Annotated in this window: 7 protein-coding genes; 2 read left to right on the plus strand and 5 right to left on the minus strand. The window is 60.2% G+C overall.

What is annotated here, in order from left to right:
• Window positions 1-82 precede the first annotated feature (82 nt).
• From typA to PXH66_RS07765, 3 genes are read right to left on the minus strand one after another with little or no spacing between them, the layout of a single operon-like run.
• Window positions 83-1,906, minus strand: a complete 1,824-nt coding sequence (typA, locus tag PXH66_RS07755; protein ID WP_330928905.1) for a translational GTPase TypA — start codon at window positions 1,904-1,906, stop codon at window positions 83-85.
• A gap of 57 nt (window positions 1,907-1,963) precedes the next feature.
• Window positions 1,964-3,481: an ATP-binding response regulator gene (locus tag PXH66_RS07760; protein WP_330932305.1), complete on the minus strand. Its 1,518-nt coding sequence runs from the start codon at window positions 3,479-3,481 to the stop codon at window positions 1,964-1,966.
• A gap of 28 nt (window positions 3,482-3,509) precedes the next feature.
• Window positions 3,510-6,287: an ATP-binding protein gene (locus PXH66_RS07765; protein WP_330928907.1), complete on the minus strand. Its 2,778-nt coding sequence runs from the start codon at window positions 6,285-6,287 to the stop codon at window positions 3,510-3,512.
• 1,388 nt (window positions 6,288-7,675) lie between these two features.
• Between PXH66_RS07765 and hrpB the strand changes: the two genes are divergently transcribed.
• Window positions 7,676-10,225 carry an ATP-dependent helicase HrpB gene (hrpB, locus tag PXH66_RS07770; protein ID WP_330928908.1) on the plus strand — a complete coding sequence of 850 codons (2,550 nt, stop codon included), beginning with the start codon at window positions 7,676-7,678 and terminating at the stop codon, window positions 10,223-10,225.
• 20 nt (window positions 10,226-10,245) lie between these two features.
• Here hrpB and PXH66_RS07775 read toward each other — a convergent pair whose 3' ends face one another.
• Window positions 10,246-10,503, minus strand: a complete 258-nt coding sequence (locus PXH66_RS07775; RefSeq protein WP_330928909.1) for a glutaredoxin family protein — start codon at window positions 10,501-10,503, stop codon at window positions 10,246-10,248.
• A gap of 80 nt (window positions 10,504-10,583) precedes the next feature.
• Entirely contained in the window at window positions 10,584-12,548 is a 1,965-nt protein-coding gene (speA, locus tag PXH66_RS07780; RefSeq protein ID WP_330928910.1) for a biosynthetic arginine decarboxylase, read from the minus strand.
• 100 nt (window positions 12,549-12,648) lie between these two features.
• On the opposite strand from speA, the gene yajC reads away from it, so the two are divergent.
• On the plus strand, window positions 12,649-12,969 hold the full coding sequence (gene yajC, locus PXH66_RS07785) for a preprotein translocase subunit YajC (protein ID WP_330932306.1): 321 nt from the start codon (window positions 12,649-12,651) through the stop codon (window positions 12,967-12,969).
• Window positions 12,970-13,075 lie beyond the last annotated feature (106 nt).

Raw genomic sequence — 13,075 nt, forward strand, 5'->3', positions numbered from 1 at the left:
GGATTAGGTTCTACGGCAAGTTGGGACACCTCGTCTCCCATGTCGATACCGACGAGACGAGGTGCCGGGAGTCGACCGGGGGTCAGGCGCCCGATTTACCCGCTCGTTCCGCCTTGCGGCGTTCGTTGCTGTTGAGAATTTTCTTTCGCAGGCGCAGCGTGGACGGCGTCACTTCGACGTATTCGTCCGGAGCGATGTATTCGATACAGCGCTCGAGCGACATCTTGATGGCGGGGGTCAATTGGATGCCCTTGCCGTCACCTTGCGAACGGAAATTCGTCAGCTGCTTGGCCTTCACGGCGTTGACCGGGATGCCTTCGTCGCGCGGGTTTTCACCGATGATCATGCCCTCGTAAACATCCTCGCCGGCACCGACGAAGAGTTTGCCCCGCTCCTGAATGGTCTCAAGCGCGTAAGCGGTCGTCACGCCGGCTTCGGTGGCGATCAACGTGCCGGTGATACGGGTGCTGAGATCGCCGGCCCACGGGCCGTATTCCTTGAACAAATGGGACATGACACCGTGGCCGCTGGTGGCATTGACGAGGTCGACCTCCATGCCGATCAAGCCCCGGGTGGTGATGGTGGCTTCGATCATGGTGGTCGCGTTGAGCTTTTCCATGTTGGTGAGCTGACCCTTGCGGTTGGCGAGGTTCTGCATGATGGCGCCGACACAATCATCGGGCACTTCGATCCAAACCGTTTCGTAGGGCTCCTGAATCGCCCCATCGACTTCCTTGGTGATGACGGTCGGACGGGAAACGAGGAGCTCGAAGCCCTCGCGGCGCATCGTTTCAACGAGCACCGCGATTTGCATGGCGCCACGGGCCTTGACGTTGAAAGCACCACCGGCGGCGGCATCTTCGACGAAAATCGAGATGTTGGTTTTGACCTCCTTATAGAGACGTTCCCGGAGCTGACGGGAGGTGACGAACTTGCCTTCCTTGCCGACGAGCGGACCGTCGTTGACCGCCAGCTGCATCTCCAGCGTGGGCGGGTCGATATCGGTGAAGGGCAGGGCATGACCGTCCGGATCGGCGGTCAGGGTGTCGCCGATGTCGATGTCCTCGAAACCCGAGAGACCCACAATGTTGCCGGCGACGGCGTTGCTCGTCTCGACCGTGCCGAGACCCGAGAACTCGAGCACCTTGGTGATCTTACCGCGGGCGCGTTTGCCGTCGCGGTTGCGAATGATGTGCACGTTGTCGCCGATCTTGACCTCGCCACCGAGAATCTTGCCGACGGCGATACGGCCGACGTAGTCGCTCCAATCGATGTTGGAGACCAACATGTGGAAGGGTTGGTTGGGGCGGGCGAAGGGCGGCGGCACGTGCTCGAGGATGACCTCGAACAACGGCGTGAGATCCTTTTTCTCGTCGTCGAGTTTGCGCATCATGTAGCCGTCGCGTCCGGAACCGAAAACGACGGGGGCATCGAACTGTTCCTCGGTCGCGTTGAGTTCGAGCAGGAGCTCGAGCACCTTCTCATACATCTCCTTCGGGTCGGCGTTCTCGCGGTCAATCTTGTTGAGCACGATGATGACCTTGAGGCCGTGGCCCAAAGCTTTGCGCAGCACGAAACGCGTCTGGGCCTGGGGGCCGTCGTAGGCGTCGACCAGGAGCAATACGCCGTCGACCATCCGCAGCGCGCGCTCCACCTCGCCGCCGAAGTCCGCGTGACCGGGGGTGTCGACGATGTTGATGATCTTGTCCGCCCAGTGCACGGACGTGTTCTTGGCCTTGATCGTGATACCTTTCTCACGTTCAAGGTCCATGGAGTCCATGGCCCGGTCGTCGACCTGTTGGTTGGCGCGAAAGGCGCCGCCCTGCTTGAGCAAGGTGTCGACGAGGGTGGTCTTCCCATGGTCGACGTGGGCAATAATGGCGATGTTGCGGATGTTCTGGTTCATGTCCGGGGACGGCTTAGTTTAGCGCGAAAAGGATCAACGTGCAGGGCGCGGCAGGCGTTAGCAAGTCGGAAGGCGGGGCAAATCCCCGGGATTTAAGGGCTGGCTGCGAGGGAAATGGCACGTGAAGGTGGAGCCTTCCCCGGGGGTCGATTGCAGGCTCAGGAAACCGTGATGCAGGTTTACCAGTCGCGTTACCATGGCGAGACCGAGCCCGGTGCCGGCGCGGCGGGATTTGGTGGAAAAGAAAGGCTCAAAGATGCGCGCTCTGACTTCCGGGGCTATGCCGGTGCCAGTGTCACGGATCGATACGGTGACGTAATCACCCGTCTCCGGACGCGCGGGGTCGGCGGCCACGTCCCGGGACGATTCGGTTTCTTCGCCGACGGCGATGATGATTTGACCTCCCGAGGGCATGGCGTCTCGGGCGTTAACACACAGATTCATGAAAATCTGGTGAAGCTGACCGGCGTTGGCGGTGATGAGCGGGGGCGTCGTCAAGAGCGGGGACTCGAACCGCACCTCCACATCCGACGGAAACGTTTTGGCGGCGATTTGAGCGACCTCTTTGGCGGCTTCGCCGATGTCGACTGCGCTGATGTCCGCATCTGATCCCCGGGAAAAGCTTAGCAATTGGGACAGCATCTCCGCCCCGCGCTGACTGTGGGATTGGATCGTCTCAAGTTGCTGCCTCTCCTTGCCCGCTGCTTGCAGGAGCAGCAGTGACGCCGTGCCTTCGACCGCGCAGAGAATATTGTTCAGATCGTGCGCGATGCCTCCCGCCAGCAATCCCAGCACATCCAAACGTTGAATACTGATGAGTTGTTGTTCGAGTTCACGGCGTTCGGTGATGTCGCGAAGACTAAAAATGAGCGAGTTGCCGGGCAGTCGGGCGGCCGTGATTTCGACCTGATTCGGAAAGCGCCGGGCGTAGACCAATTCCGTCGTCAAGGGACGGGAATGCCTGCGTTGGACGGCATCGAGTGAGGCCTCGAGTTCGGCGCTGGCGGCAGGAGTCAACCACCCATGAAAGTTTCCCGAAAGCGGCGCGTCTTCGCTGAGCATTTCCTGCGCGGCGCGATTCACGATGATAATATTACCGGCGGCATTGGTGACCACCAATCCGTCCGGCGCGTGGTTGATGGCCTGCTCAAACCGGGCGCGCTCTTCGTAGAGCGAACGGAAGCGATTGATGCGGGTGATGGTCTTGAGGCGGATTTTCAACTCCGTGGTATCGATCGGCTTCGAGAGAAAGTCATCCGCACCGGCGCTCAAACCGGCCAACCTCGATTCGCGATCGTTCAAGGCCGTCAGCAGCACAATGGGCACCTCCCGCAAGGTCTCGTGCTGGCGAACACGCCGACAGGTCTCGAAGCCGTCGATTCCGGGCATCATCACATCGAGTAAAATTACATCCGGGGTGTCCGCCTGCGCCACCGCCAGCGCTTCCAGGCCGGTCGTGGCTTCGAGCAATTGGTAGCCTTCCGGCAGCAACAATGCACGCAGCAACGCACGCGAACGGGCGCTGTCATCCACGATCAGGACTACGGGGGAAGGGTTTAAGTTGGTTGGTGACACGGACAGATTGAGCGGCCGCCACGACTGGCTAGGGCGACGTCTTCAAGAAGGGCCTGATCGCTTCATAAAAGCTCTGCAACGTAAACGGCTTCGGGAGAAAATTATTGGCGCCCGCTCGCTCACACGTCTCGCGGGTGAGTTCATCCGACAGTGCCGTCACCATGACGATGGGAATATGCGACGTCCGCTCGTCGGCGCGGAGCGCGCGCGTCGCGGCAATCCCGTCCATGACCGGCATTTGCACGTCCATGAGGATCAGTTCCGGGCGGTGGTCGATCGCCTGATCGACGCCGTCCCGGCCGTTTTCGGCCCACCGCACGTGAGCCCCCAGATACTCCAAGTTGGCTTTGATCAGTTCCGCATTGGTGGGGTTGTCCTCCACAATCAAAACGGTCGGATTGCTTTTCAGGCAATTGACCTGCAACGGCGAAGAGGGTGCCTCGGGCTTCGGGCGAAACGGCTGATGCGGAGCCCGGGAGCTCGATATGACCGGGACGCGCGTCAGCGGCAGCTCGACGGTAAACTCGCTGCCTTCGCCCACGGCACTGCGCAACCCCACGGTGCCGCCGTGGAGTTCGGTCAGCCGCTTCACCAACGTCAGGCCGAGTCCGGCGCCCTCGAAGTCGCGACTCAATGTGCGGTCGCATTGATGGAAAGGCTGAAACACGCGGGTGTATTCCTGCGGAGCGATGCCAATGCCCGTATCACGAACAACGATACGAAATACGTTGCGGGCGGGAAACTCGGCCGTTTCGAGCGTGACCACACCTCCCGATGGGGTGAACTTTACGGCATTGCTCAGCAGGTTAAGCACGATCTGCTTCAACCGCTTAGCATCCGCATAGATCACCTTGGCGCGATGTTCGAAGGTGGTCTGCAGGGTGATGTTTTTGGCGGCGGCCGAGTCCTGCAAGAGGCGTATCAGAAATTCCAACACATTGCGCGGATCGATTGCCGTCGGGCGCAGGCTCAACGTCTTCGCCTCGGTCTGCGAGAAGTCCAAAACCTCATCGATCAAGGTCAGCAGATGCGTGCCGCTTTCGCTCATGGTGCGCAGGCTGTCCCGTTGCCCGTCGGACAACGGGCCGGTGCGCCCCTGATTCATCAGCTCGATGGAGCCCAGAATCACGTTCAGCGGGGTCCGCAACTCATGATTCATCATGGCGATGAACTCGCCTTTGGTGCGGTTGGCAGTTTCAGCGTGCTGGAGGGCGGTATTGAGATCGGCGGTGCGCTCCTGCACTTTCTGTTCAAGTTCGTTAAGGAGTGCTTCGCGCGCCTGATGGGATTTCTCGCGTGCGGTGACCGCTTCGCCCAGTTCGACGTTGGCTTTGCTGAGTTGTTGTGCCGTCGCCTCGAGATCCCGACTGATCCGGATGAGTTCTTCGGCCGGGGCTTGCGCCAGGTCAGGTGGAAGCGGTGCGGGCTCTCCGCGAGCCAGGGTCGATGTGTAGGCCACTAATTTGTCGAGAGGAGCCGTAATGTCGGCGGCCGTGCGGCGACTGAGTCGGTGGATAAAGATGGCGACGATAATGACCGCCAAAAGGGTGCCGCTGAACAGCTCCACCACGATGGCCTGCGAGGCCCACAGCGGTTCCTCGACCACCACGTCCCATCCGGTGGCATGGATCCGACTCGCGGCGGCGCGAAAGCGTTCCGCCCGCGAGGTTTCAGGCCGCCACCGATCATGCGTGAAACTGCGGTGCTGCATTTCCACCGCCCCCCGAAACACCTCGTTCAATAAATTCTCTGGCGGGACGGCTAACAGACGGGGCGGTATGACCAACATGCGGTGGGCCTGATCCAGGACCATGATCGCCCGATCGGTGTTACGGCCATCCCGTTTCGCCAGATCCCCCAAACGCTCGGTGGACAGCTCCATAATCGCGATGGGCGACGACACCTCCGCAGCCGGCGGCAGCGGCAAAGCATAAACGGTGGTGCTCCCCGGTCGACCCGCGGCGGGAGGCGCGGATTGATCCACCGCGATCACCTGTCCCATTTGATCCACGAGAGAGATGCGGGTGACCCCTGGCCATTCCCGGCGAAGGGCGATCAGTTGCGCGACCTCCTCCGCCGTCGGCTCTGTTTTGTCCGACCAACCGGCAACCAGTTGGCTCAAACCGGCGCGCTGCGCTTCGATTTCGCGAGAAATCCGCGAGCTGACTTCAGTGGCGTCTCGTTCCAGACCCTCCCGGGTGTTGATCGAAACGTAGCGATCGAAAATCGTAAACGACACCGCACTGATTACGATCACCGGCATGACCGCGATGAAACTGAAACGGTTGACCAACAGTTTGTGCAGAGGCGGTTTGACGTGGGCCTGCTCGGGTCGATGGAGCCAGCCCCGCAGCAGCCGCCGATTCGCGATCTCCTGCGCAATCAGAGCGACCACCAATCCATTGCCGATATACTTCACCAACGCGATGTAGTTGGCCGGAAAACTGGCGTAGGAGAAAAAGAGGAAATAAACGCCGGCAATCGGCCCGCCCACGCACAGCCAATAGAGCGCCGATGCATTCAACAGCCGCAGGTCACGCCGATGAATGAGATAGCCCACCACCGCTCCTTCGAGTCCATAACACAACCACCCGACGAAATGGCTCCAGTAAAGGGGGGTGAGGGCAAACGTCAGAACGCCCGAGATCAGAGCCCAAAAACTGCCAAACCGATACGCGATCAAAAGCGGAAAAATTCCCCCGAAAACGATCTCGATATTAATCAAAACCGTGGGCCTGAACATATTGACCAACATGCCCAAAATGCCCGCGACAATGGCGGCGAACAACGGTTTTAGCAGTGGCATGGGAGTGGCAAAATTACGCCCGACTCGCGGTGTAACCGGTTGAACGAGCAGACTACAGCTAGCAAGTCAGTTGCATCGACAGCGCCAATAGGAAAAACTACCTACCGACGGACCGTGATTTACCTTATGAGCCTCTCTGAAAAGCAGGCATGCCGCGCTTCGATACGGCGGACAACGATGGTGGGGCCGATAAATCACCATCCTGGGCCGTTGAATTATCAATCGCCGAAAACCGGTCGGTCGGTTCGGCAGGGGGGGAGGAAACCGCGATGACTTCCGCCTGCGGGGCGGGCAGACTTCGCATGTCGGGCGCGGAAAAGGGGCCCTCGCGTGATCCAGACGCAAAAAGACCCAGAAAGCCGAAGCTCTCTGGGTCAAATTGGGGGGTGGGCGTTCGCCACGCGCTCTTTCCCGACGGTCTGCATTAGGCGCTCTCGCTTTCGCGGGCTGCAGACTCCCCGACGCCACTCCGCACGGCATGCGCGGGTTTCGATCTCATGGCGGGATCGCCCTGACCGTTGCCGGTCGGGGTTTATTGAGTGAGGCCTCTTCGCCCGGTTCGATCTGCTCCTGCCGGAGTAGATGCGCCGGACAAGGTGCTGAAGTGCTTGCAAGGTAATTGCTTCACTTCCGCACCGTTCTCGCGGGGTCGGCCCCAGCGGTTAGCTGGGCGTTGGCCCCGTGGGACGGGTCTGACCTCTTACCTCTCAGGCTGCCTTCTACCTTGCAATGGGGTGACGCGGTTTTGCGCACCGCCCCGTTGTTGAGATCGGTTTGAGCTTTGCCAGACTCACTCGATCTCCTGCGTTCCGATATTGTTTTCGCGCTACTCGCCCGTTGCCGGGGGAGGCCTTTCGACGGTTTGCATCCGTCCAATATCCGATCGCAGACTGGCTTACTGTAGCAGCCGGAACCCTCTGGGTCACAGTATCAGCATGACGTTCGAAACTTCCGTCATGCCTGACTCGATTCGCGCGCGGTTTCTTAATTCGCGGCTCATCGCTCAGTTCCTGATTTCGTGGAGCTGGACCGGGCACGACCCCGGCCAGAGGAACTGGTGATATATGCCTCCCACGGCGCACGAGGCGCACTGCGTGAGGGGGTGAACCGGACCAGCTCCGATTCCCCATTCCCCGGTTGCCCGGGCGTATCCCAGTCTTCGCTTTCGGCGGTTTTTTCAGTTCGTCGTGCGCTTGACTGTTCTATCAAGGAACGAGGAAGACCATGGAACATTGTGACCGAAAAGTCACGTTTTTGATATGCACAACTTATTCACCATCAGCGTAATGGTGAATAACCGGTGAATAACTTCGCCGCGACTCTTTTGCCCGGGCGGCATGCGTTTGGCTTGATCGCCATCATGGGGCGGTGATGGTGCTCCTTTTCCGATGCCATCATCTGTCCTGCCCATCTACGAATTGGAGAGCGCCTTGGTCGCCGCGCTGCGCGAAACCGGCCGGGTGGTCGTGCAAGCCCCGACCGGATCGGGCAAGTCGACCCAGGTGCCCCGCATGCTGCTGCGTCATGGGTTTCTCGATACAGGAGAGGCCGTGGTGCTGCAGCCCCGGCGACTCGCGACCCGCATGCTGGCCCGCCGGGTGGCGGACGAAGAGGGAAGTGCCCTCGGCGGCGTCGTGGGATACCAAATACGCCTGGAGGGGCGCACCTCGGCCGCGACCAAAATTCGATTTGTAACCGAGGGCATCCTGCTCCGGCAGATGTCGTTCGAAACCACATTGCGGGGCGTGAACGCGGTGGTCTTCGACGAATTTCACGAGCGTCATTTGTTTGGTGACATCTCCCTGGCGCGAGCGCTGCAGATTCAACGCACGACCCGGCCGGACCTGAAAATCATCGTCATGTCCGCCACTCTCGACGCCGGCGCACTGCGGGAGTATCTCGCCCCTTGCGCGGTGTTGGAGTCCGCCGGACGGAGTTATCCGGTGGATGTTTCGTATTTGGCGCGGACGCCAAACTTCGATCGCGAGCCCGTATGGGACGTGGCGACCGCCGCCTGTGCCGAGGCGGCGAGCGACACGTCGGGCGACATGCTGGTCTTCATGCCCGGCGCGTATGAAATCAACCGCACCGTGCAGGCGCTGGAAACGCATCGCAGCTTGCGTGAGTTCGAGGTGTTTCCTCTCCACGGAGAACTGTCGAGCGAGCGTCAGGACGCGGCCGTCGCGCGGTCCGAAGGCCGCAAAATCATCGTATCGACCAACGTGGCGGAAACATCGCTGACAATCGAGGGAGTCACCATCGTCATCGACGCAGGCCTCGCCCGGGTGGCGCGGTTCGATGCGCGACGCGGCATCAATACTCTGTTGATTGAGAAGATTTCGCGTGCGAGTGCCGATCAACGGGCCGGTCGGGCCGGGCGCACGGCGCCGGGTCGTTGTGTGCGTTTGTGGACCGAACGTGAACATGCCGATCGACCGTCGCATGAGTTGCCCGAAGTGCACCGATTGGACCTGACGGAGGTCGTGCTGACGCTCAAATCCAGCGGTATCGATGACGTGGCGGGCTTTGCCTGGCTGGAGGCGCCGGAGCCCCGGGGGCTGGAGCGGGCGGAAGCGTTGCTGCATGATCTCGGCGCCATCGCAAGCGGTCCCACCGGCGCGATCACCGAAGTCGGCCGTCGTATGCTGCGTTTTCCGGTGCACCCTCGCTATGCGCGTATGTTCATCGAAGCGGAAGCGCGTGGTTGCGTGCGCAGCGTCGCTCTGATGGCGGCCATCACGCAGGGACGAAATTTCCTGTTGCGCGGGGTGTCACGCAGCATCGACGACGCGCGGGACGATACGTTGGGCGATGAAGGTCGGAGCGATTTCTTCCGATTGATGCGGGCGTGGCAATACGCCCAGGATCAACGCTTTCAGGTCGAGGCGTGCCAGCGACTCGGCATTCACGCGCAAGGTGCGCGGCAAGTGGGTCCGTTGTTCGATCAATTTCTCCGCATTGCGGAAAAAGAGGGTTTGCTCGTCGGGGACGATCGCGGAGGCGAAGACGAGGTGCGCAAGTGCGTGCTGGCGGGCTTTTCCGATCACCTCGCGCGGAGACTGGACCGCGGCACCTTGCGTTGTGAACTGGTGCACGGCCGCCGAGGAGTGCTGGCGCGGGAAAGCGCGTTACAGGATGCGCCGTTGTTGGTGGCGGCGGAAATAAGCGAAATCGAAGGGCGGGGGGGCGAGGTAAACGTGCTGCTGACTCTGGCCACGGCCGTGGAGGAGCCGTGGTTGCAGGAATTGTTTCCCGATGATTTTACGGATGGCATCGCGGTGGTCCTGGATGAATCCACTCGCCGCGTGGTCGCGCGTCGCGAACGGCGCTTTCGTGATCTCGTGCTGGAGAGCAAGCTGACCGCGGAAAAGCCACCGGAAGGCCGGGCGGCGGAGTTGCTGGCCCAAGCGGTCGCGGCGGGAACGATCAAGTTGGGGGAATGGAACGAGGCGGTGGACCAATGGATTGTCCGAGTGAATCGATTGGCCGAGTGGTTTCCCGAACTCGAAGTCAGCCCCATCACGGACGAAGACCGCACCACCTTGGTCGAGCAGATCTGCCACGGCAGTTACGGCGCGCGCGATTTGAAGGACAAACCGGTCATGCCCGTGCTGCGACAGTGGCTGCGCGCCGAGCAACTTGCGGTGCTGGATGACTATCTTCCCGAGCGGATCGTGATGGACAACGGTCGCCGCGCTCGAGTGCGTTACGCGGCCGAAGGTCCCCCCATCCTGAGTGCCCGGGTGCAGGAATTGGTCGAAATCAAATCAACTTACGCGCTGGGACATGGGCGCGTGCCCGTGCGTTTCGAGGTGTTGGCCCCCAACCAGCGCCCGATTCAGGTCACGGACAATCTGCGCAAATTTTGGGACGATTTGTATCCGAACAAGATCCGGCCGGAACTCTCCCGGCACTACCCGAAGCACCCGTGGCCGTAGCGGCGAGGGGGAATAGTCGTTCACCCTCGGGGGCGGTGCTGGCGCACGAATTGCACGAGTTCCCAATCGCAATAGTCGACCAACGTGTGCCGCCCCCACACCAACGTCGGAACCGTCAATCGGCCGATCTCGTGCAAGAGGGCGGAGCGAGCCGCCGGTTCGCGGGAAACATCGTGTTGCACGTAGTCCACCTGCGCTTCCGTCAGCATACGAATCGACTCCAGGCAGCTCGAACTGCCGGGGGCAACGTAGAGGACGGGGCGGAGGACGCGGGGCATAACGACGCGCAAACGATTAGCGCGATGCCCGAAAAACGCAAATCCGATCCGGAATCGCCGCTCGGCGCCGGAAAAACGCGTCAGGACTTGGTCACACGCTTCCGGGCGCGTTTGGGCTTCGTCCGGGTGTGTTCGATATTCAAATAGGTCTTGGACTCGAGCGTGGCCTCGTAAAATTCGAGCAAACGCACGCCTTCGCGCGGCTTGAGCACGTCGTTTTTCGTGGCGGCATCGATCTGGGCTTTGAGGCGTCGACAGAGATCGGTGTGTTGATACTGCACGCCCCCGACGACGTCGCGGATGCGTGAGCCCGGCAGCGTCTCTTCGATGTAAAAGCCGTTTTCCTCGTCATCTTCGAGGAAGACGTGCACCTCGTTCACCCGACCAAAGAGGTTGTGCAGGTCTCCCATGATGTCCTGATACGCTCCCGTGAGAAACACGCCGAGGTGGTAGGGTTTGCCGTCCAAGGGATGGAGTTTCAGGTGATCCTTGGTATCTTCCAGATCGATGAAACTGCTGATCTTGCCATCGGAGTCGCAGGTGATGTCCACGAGTGTGGCATTGACCGTGGGCTCCTCGTCGAGGCGATGCAGTGGGGCGATGGGGAAAAGCTGCTTCAACGCCCAATGGTCGAGGAGCGATTGAAAGACCGAAAAATTACACACGTATTGATCGGCGAGCATGGTTTCGAGCTCGTGCAACTCCTCGGGCACATAGCCGGATTGGGAGTTTTCCGAGGCGATTTGCTCACAAATCTGCCAGAAAAGTGATTCGGCGGCCGCGCGATTTTCGAGATCCAGGTAACCGAGATTGAAAAGCGAAAATGCCTCTTCCTTGCGCTGCACGGCATCGTGGTAGCGTTCGAGGCGGCCCAGTTTGGACTTGTTTTTAGCCAGGCCCTGCAAGTCGCGCACGACCTTGTGCTTGTCCTTGGGGCGTTGTTTTACCCCCAACGTCTCGCGCTTGTTGATGCGCTCGAACACTTCGACGACGAGCATGGAGTGGGGCGCCACCACCGCGCGACCAGACTCGGAAACGATGTCGGGCACCGCCACCTTGGCCTCCGTGCAGATGTCGCGAATATTGGCCACCACATCACGAGCGTATTCAGCCATGGTGTAGTTCATCGAACTCTCGAAATTCGTGCGCGACCCATCGTAATCGATGCCCAGACCGCCACCGACATCCAGAATCCCCATCGGGAACCCCATTTTGGCCAACTGACAGTAAAAACGCGATGCTTCCACGACCGCATTCTTGATCGTCAGTATGTTGGGCACCTGCGAACCGATGTGAAAGTGCAGCAGGCGCAGACAGTGCGACAGCCCCGCTTTTTTGAGCGCCTCCGCCGCGAAGAGGATTTCCGCGGTATTGAGACCGAACTTGGCGTTATCCCCAGTGGAGGTCGCCCATTTGCCTTCGCCACGGGTCAAAAGCTTCGCCCGGAAACCGATCAAGGGCTCCACGCCGGTTTCCTTGGCCAGTTCAATGATGTGATCCAACTCACTGAGTTGCTCGACCACGAGAATGATTTGCTTGCCGAGGCGACGTCCCAGGAGGGCGAGACGAATGTAGTCGGGATCCTTGTAGCCGTTGCAGATCAGCAGCCGGTTTTCGCCCTCGTGCATGGCCAGGGCGATCATGAGCTCGGGCTTGGAGCCAGCCTCGAGGCCGTAGTCGAATTCCGTCCCGGCATCCACGATCTCCTCCACGACTTCCCGGAGTTGGTTGACCTTGATGGGGAAGACGCCGCGATAGCTGCCTTCGTAGTCCTCTTCGGTGATGGCCTTGCGAAAAAGTTGGTTCAATTGGACCACGCGGTGGCGCAATAAATCCTGAAAGCGAATCACGTAGGGCGCCTTGAGGCCCATCTCTTCAGCCTCGTTGATGACATCTTTAATGCTGATCTCCCGGCCATCGGCGAGCGGTTGCACGTTGATGCAACCATCGGTGCTGACACTGTAGTGTCCGGAACCCCAGCGCTTAAGACCGTAAAATTCTTCAGATTGGGCGGTGGACCAAGGGGAGGCGGGGTCGGTCTTCAAGAGTGGAAATGCTGGTGGGTTTACTGGCTTGCTTTTTGAACTTCGAGAACGGTTAGATGCCTGTTTCTTCTTTTCAAACAAGCAACACGCAACGACGAAAATGACATCCTTTTTCACCCTATTCGCCCAAGGCCAAGGCGCTCCCGCCGGGCCGAATCCCATGAACCAGATCCTCTTTTTCGGTCTCCTGTTCGCGGCGATGTGGTTTTTGATGATCGCGCCTCAACGCAAGAAGCAGAAGCAACACGATGCGATGCTCAAGGCCCTCGGCAACGGCGACGAGGTGGTCACTTCCGGTGGCATCTTCGGCACGATTGTCTCCGTGAAGGAAGATCGCTTCATCGTGCGCGTCGCAGACAACACCAAACTCGAAGTGGGCAAGAGCTTCGTCTCCACCGTGTTGAAGAAGGCCGACAAGTAATCGACGTCCACCGCCCCCCCGCACCGATTCTGCCTCTCGTTTTCTCGCATTCGCAACGTCACCCCACGTTGTCTGTCATGACGCCAGTGCCCGTTCGCACGGTCCT

It is taken from the genome of Synoicihabitans lomoniglobus (assembly GCF_029023725.1).
Taxonomy (GTDB): Bacteria; Verrucomicrobiota; Verrucomicrobiia; order Opitutales; family Opitutaceae; genus Actomonas; species Actomonas lomonigloba.

Excerpts from the sequence above, each read along its gene's own strand:
- PXH66_RS07775 (WP_330928909.1), bottom strand. The coding sequence starts at position 10,503 with ATGCCCCGCGTCCTCCGCCCCGTCCTCTACGTTGCCCCCGGCAGTTCG.
- yajC (WP_330932306.1), top strand. The coding sequence starts at position 12,649 with ATGACATCCTTTTTCACCCTATTCGCCCAAGGCCAAGGCGCTCCCGCC.
- PXH66_RS07765 (WP_330928907.1), bottom strand. The coding sequence starts at position 6,287 with ATGCCACTGCTAAAACCGTTGTTCGCCGCCATTGTCGCGGGCATTTTG.
- hrpB (WP_330928908.1), top strand. The coding sequence starts at position 7,676 with ATGCCATCATCTGTCCTGCCCATCTACGAATTGGAGAGCGCCTTGGTC.
- typA (WP_330928905.1), bottom strand. The coding sequence starts at position 1,906 with ATGAACCAGAACATCCGCAACATCGCCATTATTGCCCACGTCGACCAT.